The sequence below is a fragment of the Nocardioides sp. NBC_00850 genome (assembly GCF_045207335.1).
In the GTDB taxonomy this organism is placed as follows: domain Bacteria; phylum Actinomycetota; class Actinomycetes; order Propionibacteriales; family Nocardioidaceae; genus Nocardioides.
On record NZ_CP108845.1, the window covers coordinates 3,366,306 to 3,381,440 of the forward strand.

A 15,135-nucleotide genomic window follows, 5' to 3' on the forward strand; every position below is an offset into this window, starting at 1 on the left:
CATGCACAAGGGGGAGGTCGTCGTCATCACCGGCATGACCGGTGCCGGGCGGAGCACCGCCGCCAAGGAGCTGGAGGATCTGGGCTACTACGTCGTCGACAACCTGCCGCCGAGCCTGCTTCCGCAGGTGGTCGAGCGGGTCGACGCGGCCCGCGGCCCGGAGCAGCCGGTGGCGGTCGTGACCGACGTACGTTCCGGGTCCTTCTTCGCCGAGCTCGAGGAGATCGTGGCGAAGGGCGCCACCGGGCGGCGTACGACCCTGGTCTTCCTCGACGCCGCCGACGACACGCTGGTCCGCCGTCAGGAGGCCGCTCGGCGGCCCCACCCGATGCAGCGGGGCAACGAGCGGCTGCTGGACGCGCTCGAGCGGGAGCGGGTGGTGCTGGCCAACCTGCGTGGCGCCGCCGACCTGGTCATCGACACGACCCAGCTCAACGTGCACCAGCTCACCGCGAGGATCGCGGAGGCGTTCGGCACCCCGGAGCGCACCACCCTGAAGGTGTCGGTGGTGAGCTTCGGGTTCAAGTACGGGATCCCGGTCGACGCCGACTTCATGGCCGACATGCGTTTCCTGCCCAACCCCCACTGGGTGCCGGAGCTGAAGGACGGCAACGGACGGGACAACCCCGACGTCGCCGCCTACGTCTACTCGCGCCCTGGTGCGGAGGAGTTCCTGAGCGGGTATGTTCCGGTGCTCATCGGAGTGACCAAGGGCTACCTCCACGAAGGAAAGAGGTTCATGCGCGTGGCGATCGGGTGCACGGGCGGCAAGCACCGCAGCGTGGCGATGGCGGAGGAGATCTCCAGGCGGCTGCGAGATGCCGGCCTGGATGCGAAGGCGATCCACCGAGACCTCGGGCGGGAGTGAGAGTGGCCGGGGCCGACCGACCCGGGGCAGATGCCCAGGCCGTCGTCGCCCTGGGGGGAGGGCACGGACTGCATGCGTCGTTGAGCGCGCTGCGGCTGCTGGTCGACGACCTGACCGTCGACCAGCTCACTGCGATCGTGACGGTCGCCGACAACGGCGGCTCCAGCGGCCGGCTCCGACGGGAGTTCGGCGTGCTCCCGCCGGGCGACCTGCGGATGGCGCTAGCCGCGCTGTGCGGCGCGGACCGCTGGGACGACACCTGGGCGCAGGTGCTGCAGCACCGCTTCGCGGGCGAGGGCGAGATGCGCGGCCACAACCTCGGCAACCTGCTGATCGTGGGCCTGTGGGAGCAGCTCGGCGACCACGTCGAGGCCCTCGACTGGGTCGGCCGTCTGCTGGGCGCCAAGGGCCGGGTCCTGCCGATGGCGCTGGTGCCGATGGACATCGTCGCCGAGGTCAGCGGACTGGTCCCGGGCGACCCGGAGGCCAGGCTGGAGATCAGCGGGCAGGTCGAGGTCGCCACCACCGACGGCCGGATCGAGTCGATCCAGCTGGTCCCCGACAACCCGCCGGCCGCCCCCGACGCGGTCAAGGCGATCTGCGAGGCCGAGTGGGTGTTCCTGGGACCCGGCTCCTGGTTCACCTCGGTTTTGCCGCACCTGATGGTCCGCGCCCTGCGCGAGGCCCTGGTTGCGACCTCCGCGAAGATCGTCGTCGTGCTCAACCTCGGCGAGCAGCCGGGGGAGACGACCGGCTTCGGCCCCGCCGAGCACCTCTCCGTCCTCCTCGAGCACGCCCCCGACCTCCGCATCCACACCGTCCTCGTCGACTCCTCCCTCGACGGTCTCGACGAGCTGTCGAGGGTGGCCGAGACGTGCGGTGCGCAGGTCGAGGTCGCCGATGTCGCCGTCGGCGACGGGACTCCTCGCCACGACCCGGAGCGGCTGGCCGCTGCGTACGCGAGGGTGATCGGGGCGGGTTAGCGCGGGCTCCGACGTGGAACCGATTCGAGGGTCGTTGACATCAATGAAAGACTCTCCGGCATGGCGATGACGGGACAGGTGAAGGCCGAGCTGGCCTCCACTCAGATCACCAAGACATGCTGCCGGAAGGCAGAGGTTGCCTCGACGTTGAGGTTCGCTGGGGGGATCCACATCGTGGCAGGCAGGATCGTGGTCGAGGCTGAGCTCGACACCGGTCTGGCCGCCAGGAGATTGAAGCGAGACATCGCCGACGTCTTCGGTCACGAGGCAGAGGTGGCTCTCATCCAGGCGAGCGGGCTTCGTAAGGGCAGCCGCTACATCGTGCGCGTGGTCAAGGACGGTGAGGCGCTGGCGCGTCAGACCGGCCTTCTCGACCAGCGTGGCCGGCCGGTGCGGGGTCTTCCGCCTGCCGTCGTCTCGGGCGGAGCCTGCGACGCGGTGGCCGCCTGGCGCGGTGCCTTCCTGGCCCACGGCTCGCTCACCGAGCCGGGCCGCTCCTCCTCGATGGAGGTGACCTGCCCGGGCTCGGAGTCGGCTCTCGCCCTCGTCGGCGTCGCCCGTCGTATCGGCATCTCGGCGAAGCCGAGGGAGGTACGCGGCGTGGACCGTGTCGTGATCCGCGACGGTGACGCGATCGGCCAGCTGCTGACCCGCCTCGGCGCCCATGAGTCGCTGATGGCCTGGGAGGAGCGCCGGATGCGTCGCGAGGTCCGCGCCACCGCCAACCGGCTCGCCAACTTCGACGACGCCAACCTGCGCCGTTCGGCCCGTGCGGCCGTCGCTGCCGGCGCCCGCGTCGAGCGCGCCCTGGAGATCCTCGGCGAGGACATCCCCGACCACCTACGCCAGGCCGGCAAGCTCCGCCTGGAGCACAAGCAGGCCTCGCTCGAGGAGCTCGGACAGCTCCACGACCCGGTGCTGACCAAGGACGCCATCGCCGGCCGCATCCGCCGCCTGCTCGCGATGGCCGACAAGCGGGCCGAGGAGCTCGGCATCCCCGACACCGAGGCGTCGCTGACCGCGGAGATGCTCGCCGAGGACGCCTGAGAGCAACATCCACGACCTGAAACCGGCCCGAGCCCCTCGACTGATCGAGGGGCTCGGGCCGTTTGCTACTCGTCCGTCTTTTGGAACGATCCAACCCAGTCTCCCGCTGTTCAGAGGCGCTGGGTAGTGTCGGCGTCAGCGGGTGATCCCGCGCACAATCTTTTCGACGCGAACCAGGAGTCCACGTGACAGTTCGAGTAGGCATCAACGGATTCGGCCGGATCGGCCGCAACTTCTTCCGCGCGGTGCGCGCCTCCGACCTCGACATCGAGATCGTCGGGGTGAACGACCTCAGCGACAACGCAACCCTCGCGACGCTGCTGAAGTTCGACTCGATCCTCGGCCCGCTCGGCGCCGACGTGTCCGCCACCGAGGACGCGATCGTCGTCGACGGCAAGGAGATCAAGGCGTACGCAGAGCGCGACCCGGCCAACATCCCCTGGAAGGACCTCGACGTCGACGTCGTGATCGAGTCGACCGGCTTCTTCACCGACGCGACCAAGGCACGCGCCCACATCGACTCCGGCGGTGCGAAGAAGGTGATCATCTCCGCGCCGGCGAAGAACGAGGACGCCACCATCGTGATGGGCGTCAACGAGTCGATCTACGACCCTGAGGCCCACACGGTGATCTCCAACGCCTCGTGCACGACCAACTGCCTGGCGCCGCTGGCGAAGGCGCTCAACGACGGCGTCGGCATCAACCAGGGCCTGATGACGACGATCCACGCCTACACCGCCGACCAGAACCTTCAGGACAACATCCACAAGGACATGCGCCGGGCCCGTGCCGCCGCGCTCAACGTCGTGCCCACCTCGACCGGCGCCGCCAAGGCGATCGGTCTGGTGCTGCCGGAGCTGAAGGGCAAGCTCGACGGCTACGCCCTGCGGGTTCCGGTACCGACCGGCTCGATCGTCGACCTCTCCTTCGAGGCCTCGCGCGAGACCTCGGTCGAGGAGATCAACTCGATCATGGAGAAGGCCGCGGACGGGAAGTACCTCGTCTACTCGACCGACCCGATCGTCTCCTCCGACATCGTCACCAACCCAGCGTCGTCGATCTTCGACGCCCCGCTGACCAAGGTGATCGGCAACCAGGTCAAGGTCGCGGCGTGGTACGACAACGAGTGGGGCTACTCCAACCGACTCGGCGACCTGGTGGCGTACGTTGGCGCGAGCCTGTGACCCAGCGACCTGCCTCACAGGTTAGGGTCTAGCCCGTTATGTCTCTGAATCTCACGCAGCTCATCGAGCAGGGTGTCGCGGGCAAGCGAGTTCTCGTGCGCTCCGACCTCAACGTCCCGTTGGAAGGCACCACGATCACCGACGACGGTCGCATCCGTGCCTCGGTGCCCACGATCAAGGCGCTTGCCGACGCCGGCGCCAAGGTCGTGGTGGTCGCCCACCTCGGTCGGCCGAAGGGAGAGCCGGACCCGGCCTACTCGCTGGCCCCCGTGGCGACCCGCCTCGGTGAGCTGCTCGGTGCCGAGGTCGCCTTCGCGACCGACACCGTCGGCGACTCCGCCAGCTCGGTCGTCGGCGGACTCGCCGACGGCCAGGTCGCGCTGCTGGAGAACGTGCGCTTCAACGCCGGTGAGACGAGCAAGGACGACATCGAGCGGGCGACCTTCGCCGCCGAGCTCGCCGCCCTGGCCGACGCCTTCGTCTCCGACGGCTTCGGCGTGGTCCACCGCAAGCAGGCCTCCGTCTACGACGTCGCCAAGCTGCTCCCGAGCGCGCAGGGCGGCCTGGTCGCGACCGAGATCGAGGTGCTCAAGCGGCTCACCGAGACCCCCGAGCGCCCCTACGTGGTCGTCCTCGGCGGCTCGAAGGTCTCCGACAAGCTCGGCGTGATCGACAACCTGCTCGGCAAGGCGGACAAGCTGCTCATCGGGGGCGGCATGGTCTTCACCTTCCTCAAGGCGCAGGGCTACGAGGTCGGCCAGTCGCTGCTCGAGGAGGACCAGATCCTCACCGTGCTCGGCTACCTCGAGCGCGCCGAGGAGATCGGCGTCGAGATCCTGCTGCCGACCGACGTCGTGGTCGCCGACTCCTTCGGCGACGAGGCCTCCGCCCGCGTGGTCGCGGCCAACGCGATCCCGTCCGACTCGCTCGGGCTCGACATCGGTCCGGAGTCGGCCCAGACCTACGCCGCCGCGCTCGAGGGCGCCAAGACGGTCTTCTGGAACGGCCCGATGGGTGTCTTCGAGCAGGCCGCCTTCGCCGAGGGCACCCGCGCGGTCGCCCAGGCGCTCACCACGATCGACGGCCTCTCGGTCGTCGGTGGTGGCGACTCCGCCGCGGCGATCCGCCAGCTCGGGTTCGCCGATGACCAGTTCGGTCACATCTCGACCGGCGGCGGTGCCTCGCTCGAATACCTGGAGGGTAAGACCCTTCCGGGCGTCGCCGTGCTGGACGAGGCGACCGTCGTCGGGGGACTGGGCTGATGGCGGCCAAGAAGCCGGCCACGGGGCGCACCCCGCTCATCGCCGGCAACTGGAAGATGAACCTCAACCACCAAGAAGCGGTGGTCCTGGTCCAGAAGCTCGCCTGGACGCTCTCCGACAAGCGCCACGACTTCGCTGCCGTCGAGGTGGCGGTCTTCCCGCCGTTCACCGACATCCGTTCGGTGCAGACGCTGGTTGATGGCGACAAGATGCGCATCACCTACGGTGCCCAGAACGTCTCCACCCAGGAGTCCGGCGCCTACACCGGCGAGGTCTCGGCCGCGATGCTGGCCAAGCTCGGCTGCTCCTATGTGATCGTGGGTCACTCCGAGCGTCGTGAGCACTATGGCGAGACCGACGAGATCGTCGCGCTCAAGGCCAAGATCGCGCTCAAGCACAACATGATCCCGATCGTCTGCGTCGGCGAGGGCCTCGAGGTCCGCCAGGCAGGCAACCACCTCGACCACTGCACCGCGCAGGTCGAGGGCTCGCTGGCCGGGCTCACCGACGCCGAGGTCGGCCAGGTCGTGATCGCCTACGAGCCGGTCTGGGCGATCGGCACGGGGGAGACCGCCACCGCGCAGGACGCGCAGGAGGTCTGCGCCGGCATCCGGGACCAGCTCGAGAAGAGCTACGGCGCGGAGATCGCCGATGGCGTACGCATCCTCTACGGCGGCTCGGTGAAGCCCAACAACGTGGCCGCGCTGATGCAGGAGGCCGACGTCGACGGGGCGCTGGTCGGCGGGGCGAGCCTCTCGGTCGAGGACTTCGCGGCCATCTCGCGCTACTACGACCTGCCGGTCCTCTAGGCCAGTGCTGTAGGTTTCGGGCTCTCCAGATAGGATTTCAGACGTGGAACTTCTCTTCACCATCATCCTGGTCATCGCGAGTGCGCTGATGATCCTGCTCGTGCTGCTTCACAAGGGCCGCGGTGGCGGACTCTCCGACATGTTCGGTGGCGGTGTCTCGAGCTCGCTGGGTGGATCGTCGGTTGTCGAGCGCAACCTCGACCGACTCACCATCGGCATCGGTGTCATCTGGTTCGCCTGTGTGATCGCGCTCGGCCTGCTGATGGCCTACTGAAACATTCCCCTTCAGCGCACGCGCGATAGCGTCTAAACTCATCGACGCTGGACGGAGATTTTGCCGTCCGATTCCCCCAAAGTGGCCTCTCGGGGCTGCGAAATTTAAGTTGAGAGAGGACACCGCAGCACCATGGCAGGTGGAGGGAACGCGATTCGGGGCTCCCGAGTCGGTGCTGGGCCGATGGGTGAGGCGGAGCGCGGCGAGGCAGCGCCGCGGAAGGCCGTCACCTACTTCTGCACCAACGCACATCGCTCGGTCATCACCTTCGCCGTCGAGGCGACGCCACCGGACTCCTGGGACTGCCCCAAGTGTGGGCTCCCAGCCGGTCTGGACGAGGAGAACGCGCCCCCGGCGCCGAAGATCGAGCCTTACAAGACCCACCTCGCCTACGTGAAGGAGCGCCGCTCCGACGCCGAGGCCGAGGACATCCTGGAGGAGGCAATCGCCCTCCTCCGCTCCCGCCGCAAATCCGGCGAGATCATCTTCTGACACCCGCCGAGTCGGCGCATCTGCTCCAAGCAGAGGCGCCGGCTCGGCGCATTCTGACCAAAACCCGCGCCGAGCCGGCCCGTTATGACGAGCCGACTCGGCGGGGGTCAGCAGGCGGCGCCGAAGATGGACTCGGCGTACTCCGGGTGGTCGATGAACGGGTTCCGGTTTCGCTGGTAGGTCGAGTAGATGGTGTTGTTGCGGGTGCGTTCGGCCGTGGTGACCGGGTCGGCGTTGTGCCAGCCGAGCAGGACGCAGACCTTGCCGAGGTAGTTGGTCGAGCCGTTGATGGAGTTGTTGACCTCCAGGTCGGCGAAGCCGTCGTCACCGTTGTAGCGCACGGCCATGTAGAGGATGCCGCGGGCGAGGTCGCCCTTGACGCTGTCGCGCGGCTCGAAGGAGTCGGCGTCGGTCCAGCAGTCGCTGCACTCGGAGACTGCCGATCCGCCCAGGTCGAAGTCCTTGTTGCCGCGGGTGGAGTTGACGGTGACGTCCTCGGGCCGCAGGTGGTGCACGTCGGTGCCGGGACCGTTGCTGGTGCCGAAGTCGCCATGGCTCTGCGGCCAGGTGTGCTCACGGTTCCAGTTGTTGGAGTCGCCGCCGTTGTTGGTCTTCGGGGTGGAGACCCCCGAGTAGAACTCGATGACGTTCGCGGAGTTGTTCGGGTCCTGGTCGAGGACCTTCAGCGCCTCCCAGACCGCGCTGTAGGACAGCGTGGTGTGGCCGTCGATGATGTTGTGCAGCGCCGACTTCAGCGACGAGCCGGACAGGCCGGCGGCCGAGTCGTAGTAGCCCGCCGGAATGTTCGGGTCCGCGGTCGGGGTGGCTGTCGGAGTCGGGGTCGGGGTCGGCGTGGAGCCGGCGAACGCGAAGGCGGTGGCGTTCTTGTGGCCGGGATGGGAGAAGTACGCCGTCAGGGTGCCGGTCACGTCGATCTGACGCCCCTTGAGGCCCGGGTTGGACCGAAGGCCCCATGCGCTGCGGAACGCGTCGGGGATCTGCACGTAGAGCATCTTGGACGTGCTGGTCTCAGACGCCGAGTCAGCGATCGCGAGAGCGTAGTCGTTGGGGTAGTTGCTGGTCACGACCGTGCTGGTCGCTGTGGGCTGGCCGACGACGTAGCCGCGCACGGTGGCCGTCGAGCCGTTCTGGGTGGCGATCGCCGTGGTGACGTTGATCGTGGCCGCCTGGGCCGGGGCGGTCGTGATCACGACCGCCATGAAGCTCGCCAGGGCGAGGGCAACGAGGCTGGCCAGGGTCAGGCCGAGCCGCCGAGAGGCGCTGAAGGACATGCTCGGATGGTGGCAGGTCCGCAGGGGTGCGCGGCACCCGATGCGGGAAAGATTTACCCGGCGTTAGCATGCTGGGTAACTGAATTCCCGAGACGTTCGCGCCGACTCGGCGTTCGGTCAGAGCTTCGAGGCGGCGGCCCGGTCCAGGAACCAGGTGGTCTCGGTGGTGCCGGTGACGCCGGTGGCGGGGATCTCGGTGATCGGAGCGCCGGCATGTGCCTTGGCCACCGCTTCGGCCTTGCCCTCGCCGCTGACCAGGAACCAGACGGTCGTGGACCGGCGCAGCGCCTCGAAGGTGAAGGTGATGCGCTCGGGCGGGGGCTTGGGGGAGCCGGTGACTCCGACGGCGATCGCGTCCTTCGCCTCGAGCTGCGGGAAGCCGGGGAAGAGGGAGGCGATGTGGCCGTCGGGGCCGACGCCGAGCATCAGGATGTCGAAGCCGCCGGAGCCGTGGCTGCGTACGTCCTCGGAGAACTGTGCCGCGGCCTCGTCGACGCTCAGGCCGGAGTCGGTGGCGGGCATCTCTTGGATGCGGTGATCCGGGACGCCGACCTCGGTCAGGAAGGCGGCGCGGGCCTGGCCGGCGTTGCGGTCGGGGGAGTCGGCGGCGACGTAGCGCTCGTCGCCGAAGAAGAACTCGACCGCGCCCCAGTCGACACCCGACTCGGGTGCGAGACGGGCGATCTCGCGATGGATCGCCTCGGCGATCGTGCCACCGGTGAGGCCGATGGTGGGAACGTCGCCGGCCGCCTGCAGGTCGGCAAGGCGGCTGAGGAACTCTCCGGCGACCGCCGAGGCCAGGGCCTCAGCGGTGTCGTGGACCTCGATGAGTGACTCGGGATGACCGTCGCTGGTCACTTGCGCTTCTCTCTGTAGTAGGCGATGAGGGATTGGGTGGAGGTGTCCTGCTGCTTGGCGGTGTCGGCGTCACCGGAGACCGCCGGACTGATCTGGACGGCGAGCTGCTTGCCGAGCTCGACGCCCCACTGGTCGAAGGAGTCGATGCCCCACACCACGCCCTGGGTGAACGTGATGTGCTCGTAGAGGGCGATCAGCTGGCCCAGTACGCCGGGGGTCAGCGACGGCGCCATGATCGAGGTGGTCGGCCGGTTGCCGGAGAAGACCCGCGCGTTGACGATGTTCTCCGCGGTGCCCTCGGCGCGCACCTGCTCGGCGGTCTTGCCGAAGGCGAGCGCCTGGGTCTGGGCGAAGAAGTTGGCCAGGAACAGCTCGTGCACGTCGACGCTCTGCCCATCGCTGGCGTCCGCGAGCGGATAGGCGGGGTTGGCGAACGCGATGAAGTCGGCCGGGATCACCCGCGTGCCCTGGTGGATCAGCTGGTAGAACGCGTGCTGTCCGTTGGTGCCGGGCTCGCCCCAGAACACCTCGCCGGTGTCGGTGGTGACCGCGGTGCCGTCCCAGCGGACCGACTTGCCGTTGGACTCCATCGTCAGCTGCTGGAGGTACGCAGGGAACCGGTGAAGCAGCTGGGAGTAGGGCAGCACGGCGTGGGTCTGAGCGTCGAGGAAGTTGACGTACCAGACGTTCAGGAGACCCATCAGCGCCGGCACGTTCTGCGCGAGCGGCGTCTTCGCGAAGTGCTCGTCGATCGCGTGGAACCCGCCGAGGAACTCGGCGAACCCCTCCGGCCCGATGGCGATCGCCAGGGAGGTGCCGATCGCGGAGTCGACGGAGTAGCGGCCGCCGACCCAGTCCCAGAAGCCGAAGGCGTTCTCCGGGTCGATCCCGAAGTCGGCGACCTTGTCCAGAGCGGTGGAGACCGCGACGAAGTGCTTCTTCACGGCATCGGCGGAGTCGACCTCGCTGTGCCCGTTCTCGGCAAGCGCGTCGAGCAGCCAGGTGCGCGCGAGGCGGGCGTTGGTCAGCGTCTCCAGCGTCGAGAAGGTCTTCGAGGAGACGACGAACAGGGTGGTGGCGGGGTCGAGCCCCTTCAGCTTCTGGCCGGCGTCGGTGGGATCGATGTTGGAGATGAACCGGCACTCGATCTCCGGGTGACGGAACGGCTCGAGCGCTTCGTAGGCCATCACCGGGCCCAGGTCGGAGCCGCCGATGCCGATGTTGACCACGGTGTGGATCCGCTCGCCGGTGACGCCCTTCCACTCACCGGAGCGGACCCGGTCGGCGAAGGCGTACATCTTCGCCAGGGTCTCGTGGACGGCGGGCACGACGTCGGTGCCGTCGACCTCGAGGGAGGCGTCGGCGGGAAGCCGCAGGGCGGTGTGGAGCACCGCGCGGTCCTCGGTGACGTTGATGTGCTCGCCGGCGAGCATCGCGTCCCGCCGCGCCTCCAGGCCGACCTGCTCGGCTAGAGCGAGCAGGCTGGCCAGGAGGTCGTCGGTGATGAGGTCCTTGGAGAGGTCGACGTGGAGGTCGGCCGCCTCGAAGGTGAAGCGTGAGGCCCGGCCGGGATCATCGGCGAACCACGAGCGCAGGTCTGGCTCGAAGCCGGCCCGCAGCTCGGTGAGTGCCTTCCAAGCGTCCGTCGTCGTCGCGTCGACCGGGCCTTCACTCACTTCTTGACCGCCTCGATCTGGGCGACGACGGTGTCGACGAGCTCGGTCCAGGAGACCTTGAACTTGTCCACGCCCTCGGTCTCCAGCACCAGGAAGACGTCGTCGAGGTCGACTCCGACCGAGCGGAGCGACTCGAAGACCGTCGCGGCCTCGGCGCCCTTGCCGGTGACGACGTCGCCCTTGACCTCGCCGTGGTCGGCGAAGGCCTCCATCGTCTTCTCCGGCATGGTGTTGACCGTGTCGGCCACGACCAGGTCGGTGACGTAGAGGGTGTCGGGGTAGGCCGGGTTCTTGACCCCGGTCGAGGCCCACAGCGGCCGCTGGGCGTTGGCGCCCGCACCGGCCAGGGCGGTCCAGCGCTCGCTGGCGTGGACCTCCTCGAAGGCGGCGTAGGCGGCGATCGCGTTGGCCACCGCGGCCTTGCCGAGCAGCGCGCTCGCCTCAGGGGTGCCGATCGCCTCGAGCCGCTTGTCGATCTCGGAGTCGACGCGGGAGACGAAGAACGACGCCACGCTGCGGATCGTGGACAGGTCCTTGCCGGCCGCCTTGGCCTGCTCCAGACCGGTCAGGTAGGCGTCCATCACGGCCCGGTAGCGCTCGACCGAGAAGATCAGGGTCACGTTGACCGAGATGCCCTCGGCGATCGCGGCGGTGATCGCCGGGAGCCCCTCGACGGTCGCCGGGATCTTGATCAGCGCGTTGGGGCGGTCGACCGCGGCCCACAGCGCCTTCGCGGAGGCGATGGTCGCCTCGGTGTCGTTGGCCAGGGTGGGCTCGACCTCGATCGAGACCCGGCCGTCGTCCTTGGTGGACTCGGCCACCGGCGCGAGGATGTCGCAGGCGTTGCGTACGTCCTCGGTGGTGAGGCCGAAGATGACCTCGTCGACGGACTTGCCGTCGGCCACCAGCGAGCGCAGCTGCTCGTCGTAGCGCTCGCCGTTGGCGATCGCGGCGGCGAAGATGGTCGGGTTGGTGGTCACCCCGACGACGGACTTCTCCTTGACGAGGTCGGCGAGGTTGCCGGTCTCGATCCGTTCGCGGGAGAGGTCGTCGAGCCAGATGGATACGCCGGCCTCGGCCAGCGCCTTGAGACGGTCAGACATATTTCATGCTCCCTTGTTGATGGCGGCGAGGCTCTCCTTGGCGGCCGTGACGACCGCCTCGGGGGTGAAGCCGTACTCCTTGAACAGCAGCGCACCGGACGCCGAGGCGCCGAAGTGCTCGAGCGAGACGATCCGGCCGGCGTCGCCGACGTACTCCCGCCAGCCCTGCTTCACGCCGGCCTCGACGCTGACGCGCGCCTTGACGTTGGGCGGGATCACCGAGTCGCGGTAGTCCTGCTCCTGGGCCTCGAACCACTCCAGGCACGGCAGCGAGACGACGCGGGCACCGATGCCCTCCTTCGCCAACTCGTCGCGGGCGGCGACCGCGTACTGCACCTCGGAGCCGGTGCCGAGCAGCACGACGTCGACGGTGCCGGTGGGGGAGTCGAGGAGTACGTAGCCACCCTTCGCCACGCCGCTGGTGTCGGCCCAGTGCTCACCAGTTTCGGCGTCCTTCCCGCGGGGGAAGGTCGGCAGCGCCTGGCGGGTCAGGATGAGCGCCGAGGGGCGGTCGTGGTGCTTGAGTACCTCGAGCCAGGCGGCGGCGGTCTCGTTGGCGTCGGCGGGGCGGACCACGTCGAGGCCCGGGATGGCCCGGACCGCGGCGAGGTGCTCGACCGGCTGGTGGGTCGGACCGTCCTCGCCCAGACCGACGGAGTCGTGGGTCCAGACGTGGATGACCGGCAGCTTGGACAGCGCCCCGACGCGTACGGCGCCTCGCATGTAGTCGGAGAACTGGAAGAACGTGCCGCCGAAGGCCTTGGTCGGCGAGTGGGCCACGATGCCGTTCAGGATCGCGCCCATGGCGTGCTCGCGGATGCCGAAGTGGAGCACGCGGCCGGCGTAGGGGTCACCCTTCCACTCATCGGTGGAGCGGTCCTCCGGGACGAAGCTGGGCGCACCGGCGATCGTGGTGTTGTTGGAGCCGGCGAGGTCGGCCGAACCGCCCCACAGCTCGGGCAGCACCGGCGCCAGCGCGTTGATCACCTTGCCGGAGGCGGCACGCGTGGCGATGCCCTTGGCGTCGGCCTCGAAGAACGGCAGTGCGTCGGCGATGTCGGCGGGGAGTTCCCCGGCCTGCAGCCGCTCGAGCAGCTTGGCGCCCTCCGGGTTGGCCTCGGCCCAGGCGGCCTCGTCGGCGCGCCAGGCCTCCTCGGCCTTCTCGCCGCGCTCGATGAGCTTGCGGGTGTGGGCGAGCACCTCGGGGTCGACGTCGAAGGACTTCGCCGGGTCGAAGCCCAGGATCTCCTTGGTCGCCGCGACCTCCTCGGCGCCGAGCGCCGAACCGTGGGCCGCCTCGGTGTTCTGCGCGTTCGGGGCGGGCCAGGCGATGACGGTGCGCAGCACGATCAGGGACGGCTGGTCGGTGACCTCGCCGGCGGCGTTGATCGCGTCGAACAGCGCCGGGACGTCCTCGGAGTAGCCGGTGCCGTCGTGGGTCCAGTCGACCTCCTGGACGTGCCAGCCGTAGGCCCGGTAGCGAGCCGCGACGTCCTCGGTGAACGCGACGTTGGTGTCACCCTCGATCGAGATCCGGTTGGCGTCGTAGATCATCGTGAGGTTGCCGAGCTTCTGGGTGCCGGCGATCGAGCTCGCCTCGCTGCTGACACCCTCCTGCAGGTCGCCGTCGCCGGCCAGGACGTACGTCTTGTGGTCGAACGGGCTCGGCTGGTCGACCGGGGTGTCCGGGTCGAGCAGGCCGCGCAGCCGGCGCTGGGCCATCGCGATGCCGACGGCGTTGGCGACACCCTGGCCGAGCGGGCCGGTGGTCACCTCCACACCGCGGGTGTGGCCGCGCTCGGGGTGACCCGGGGTCAGCGAGCCCCAGGTGCGCAGGCTCTCCAGGTCGCCGAGCTCGAGACCGAAGCCGCCGAGGTAGAGCTGGATGTAGAGGGTGACGCTGGAGTGGCCGACGGAGAGCACGAACCGGTCACGACCGAGCCAGTCGGTGTCGGCCGGGTTGTGCTTCATCACCTTCTGGAAGAGCAGATAGGCAGCCGGGGCCAGGCTCATCGCGGTGCCAGGGTGGCCGTTGCCGACCTTCTGCACGGAGTCCATGGCGAGTACGCGGACGGTGTCCACGGCCTTGCTGTCCAGATCGGTCCACTCGAGTACAGGTTTGGTGCTCACGAGGTGCCTTTTCAAATTCGTAGAGTCCACTTGGGAAGTTCTTGGGCTGGCCGTGGGGGCTGCCGAATCCGAGCCTACTCACGCCCCGGGTTAGACTGCGAGCCGCATGCTGTGAACTGCCTGTATGAGCCGCATGTGAAGCCTCAACCCGATCGAGAAGGATCTTCTCAGTGACGCACGTCGAACAGCCGGTCCCCGACCTCGACCAGCGTAGCGACCGCGCGTCAATGCGCGATGTCATCTCGGCGTACGTCTCCTTGACGAAGCCCCGCGTGATCGAGCTGCTGCTGCTCACCACCGTGCCGGTGATGTTCTTCGCCGCCCAGGGTGTCCCGGGCGTCGGCCTGGTCGCGGCCACGGTCGTCGGCGGGATCTTCTCGGCCGGCTCGGCCTCGGTCTTCAACTGCGTCTACGACCGCGACATCGACGAGCAGATGAGGCGTACGCGACGCCGGGCGCTGCCGCGCCACGTGGTCACCCCGCGGGCGGCCCTGATCTTCGGGTCGGTCCTGGCGGTCCTGTCGGTGGTCGTGCTCGGCCTCTTCGTCAACTGGCTCTCCGCGGGCCTGTCGCTGGCCGCCAACGCGTTCTACGTCTTCGTCTACACGATGCTGCTCAAGCGGCGCACCACGCAGAACATCGTCTGGGGCGGCATCGCGGGCTGTTTCCCGACCCTGATCGGCTGGACCGCGGTCACCAACTCGGTGAACTGGGAGCCGCTGATCCTGTTCATGGTCGTCTTCTTCTGGACCCCGCCGCACACCTGGGCCCTGGCGCTGCGCTACCGCGAGGACTACGCGCAGGTCGACGTGCCGATGCTGCCGGTGGTCAAGTCCGCCCGCCACGTGGGCGCTCAGATCGTGGCGTACTCCTGGGTCATGGTCGCCACCTCGCTGCTGCTGTGGCCCCTCGCCTCCACCGGCTGGCTCTACCCGGTCGCAGCCATCGGCCTCGGCGCCGTCTTCCTCGTCCAGGCCCACCAGCTGCACGCTCGTGCCAAGGGCACCGAGGACCTCACCAAGATCCGCCCGATGCAGCTCTTCCACTCGAGCAACCTCTACCTGAGCCTGCTCTTCGTCGCCCTCGCGGTCGACCCGCTCATCGGCTGACGGCCTCCCGCCGAGGCGTCAGCTACGTCGGCCCAAGCGTCAGTGGCG

Annotated in this window: 14 protein-coding genes; 9 read left to right on the plus strand and 5 right to left on the minus strand. The window is 68.8% G+C overall.

The genetic code is table 11. The annotated features are described in order from the left end of the window. Window position 1 precedes the first annotated feature (1 nt). The 8 genes from rapZ (at window position 2) to OH802_RS16360 (ending at window position 6,919) form a co-directional block, all read left to right on the plus strand. Window positions 2-868, plus strand: coding sequence for an RNase adapter RapZ (gene rapZ, locus OH802_RS16325; RefSeq protein ID WP_091041005.1), 867 nt, complete (start codon window positions 2-4; stop codon window positions 866-868). Between the two features lie 2 nt (window positions 869-870). Next, window positions 871-1,851 carry a uridine diphosphate-N-acetylglucosamine-binding protein YvcK gene (gene yvcK, locus OH802_RS16330; protein WP_406020135.1) on the plus strand — a complete coding sequence of 327 codons (981 nt, stop codon included), beginning with the start codon at window positions 871-873 and terminating at the stop codon, window positions 1,849-1,851. 60 nt (window positions 1,852-1,911) lie between these two features. Beyond that, window positions 1,912-2,898, plus strand: coding sequence for a DNA-binding protein WhiA (whiA, locus tag OH802_RS16335; protein ID WP_045547796.1), 987 nt, complete (start codon window positions 1,912-1,914; stop codon window positions 2,896-2,898). Window positions 2,899-3,083: 185 nt separating this feature from the next. Further along, window positions 3,084-4,082, plus strand: coding sequence for a type I glyceraldehyde-3-phosphate dehydrogenase (gene gap / locus OH802_RS16340; RefSeq protein WP_406020138.1), 999 nt, complete (start codon window positions 3,084-3,086; stop codon window positions 4,080-4,082). A gap of 38 nt (window positions 4,083-4,120) precedes the next feature. Next, on the plus strand, window positions 4,121-5,344 hold the full coding sequence (locus OH802_RS16345; RefSeq protein WP_406020140.1) for a phosphoglycerate kinase: 1,224 nt from the start codon (window positions 4,121-4,123) through the stop codon (window positions 5,342-5,344). Further along, window positions 5,344-6,153: a triose-phosphate isomerase gene (tpiA, locus tag OH802_RS16350; RefSeq protein WP_350840483.1), complete on the plus strand. Its 810-nt coding sequence runs from the start codon at window positions 5,344-5,346 to the stop codon at window positions 6,151-6,153. The genes OH802_RS16345 and tpiA overlap by 1 nt, the downstream gene beginning before the upstream one ends. 43 nt (window positions 6,154-6,196) lie before the next feature. After that, window positions 6,197-6,427 (plus strand): preprotein translocase subunit SecG, encoded by a 231-nt coding sequence (secG, locus tag OH802_RS16355; protein ID WP_008357155.1) that lies wholly within the window; start codon window positions 6,197-6,199, stop codon window positions 6,425-6,427. A 132-nt stretch (window positions 6,428-6,559) separates the two neighbouring features. Beyond that, the gene (locus OH802_RS16360; protein WP_160022595.1) at window positions 6,560-6,919 is read left to right on the plus strand and encodes an RNA polymerase-binding protein RbpA; all 360 of its coding nucleotides are present in this window, start codon (window positions 6,560-6,562) and stop codon (window positions 6,917-6,919) included. Window positions 6,920-7,026: 107 nt separating this feature from the next. Here the strand turns inward: OH802_RS16360 and OH802_RS16365 are convergent, their stop codons facing one another. The 5 genes from OH802_RS16365 to tkt form a co-directional block, all read right to left on the minus strand. Further along, the gene (locus tag OH802_RS16365; protein WP_406020143.1) at window positions 7,027-8,211 is read right to left on the minus strand and encodes an endonuclease; all 1,185 of its coding nucleotides are present in this window, start codon (window positions 8,209-8,211) and stop codon (window positions 7,027-7,029) included. Window positions 8,212-8,328: 117 nt separating this feature from the next. Then, on the minus strand, window positions 8,329-9,069 hold the full coding sequence (gene pgl / locus OH802_RS16370; RefSeq protein WP_406020145.1) for a 6-phosphogluconolactonase: 741 nt from the start codon (window positions 9,067-9,069) through the stop codon (window positions 8,329-8,331). Further along, complete coding sequence (gene pgi, locus OH802_RS16375) at window positions 9,066-10,745, minus strand: glucose-6-phosphate isomerase (RefSeq protein WP_406020146.1); 1,680 nt, start codon at window positions 10,743-10,745, stop codon at window positions 9,066-9,068. The genes pgl and pgi overlap by 4 nt, the downstream gene beginning before the upstream one ends. Beyond that, the gene (gene tal / locus OH802_RS16380; protein WP_406020148.1) at window positions 10,742-11,848 is read right to left on the minus strand and encodes a transaldolase; all 1,107 of its coding nucleotides are present in this window, start codon (window positions 11,846-11,848) and stop codon (window positions 10,742-10,744) included. Before tal ends, pgi begins: the two co-directional genes overlap by 4 nt. 3 nt (window positions 11,849-11,851) lie before the next feature. Next, window positions 11,852-13,906: a transketolase gene (gene tkt, locus OH802_RS16385; RefSeq protein WP_406029319.1), complete on the minus strand. Its 2,055-nt coding sequence runs from the start codon at window positions 13,904-13,906 to the stop codon at window positions 11,852-11,854. 299 nt (window positions 13,907-14,205) lie between these two features. Here tkt and OH802_RS16390 point away from each other — a divergent pair, with 299 nt between their 5' ends. Then, a complete protein-coding gene (locus OH802_RS16390) occupies window positions 14,206-15,087 on the plus strand; it encodes a heme o synthase (protein ID WP_406029321.1) in 882 nt (293 codons plus the stop codon). Window positions 15,088-15,135: the final 48 nt, after the last annotated feature.

Bases quoted from the DNA above. Each gene is read 5' to 3' on its own strand.
- OH802_RS16345 (WP_406020140.1), top strand. From the start codon at position 4,121: ATGTCTCTGAATCTCACGCAGCTCATCGAGCAGGGTGTCGCGGGCAAG.
- OH802_RS16365 (WP_406020143.1), bottom strand. From the start codon at position 8,211: ATGTCCTTCAGCGCCTCTCGGCGGCTCGGCCTGACCCTGGCCAGCCTC.
- tkt (WP_406029319.1), bottom strand. From the start codon at position 13,906: ATGGACTCCGTGCAGAAGGTCGGCAACGGCCACCCTGGCACCGCGATG.
- OH802_RS16360 (WP_160022595.1), top strand. From the start codon at position 6,560: ATGGCAGGTGGAGGGAACGCGATTCGGGGCTCCCGAGTCGGTGCTGGG.
- whiA (WP_045547796.1), top strand. From the start codon at position 1,912: ATGGCGATGACGGGACAGGTGAAGGCCGAGCTGGCCTCCACTCAGATC.
- rapZ (WP_091041005.1), top strand. From the start codon at position 2: ATGCACAAGGGGGAGGTCGTCGTCATCACCGGCATGACCGGTGCCGGG.
- tpiA (WP_350840483.1), top strand. From the start codon at position 5,344: ATGGCGGCCAAGAAGCCGGCCACGGGGCGCACCCCGCTCATCGCCGGC.
- tal (WP_406020148.1), bottom strand. From the start codon at position 11,848: ATGTCTGACCGTCTCAAGGCGCTGGCCGAGGCCGGCGTATCCATCTGG.
- OH802_RS16390 (WP_406029321.1), top strand. From the start codon at position 14,206: ATGCGCGATGTCATCTCGGCGTACGTCTCCTTGACGAAGCCCCGCGTG.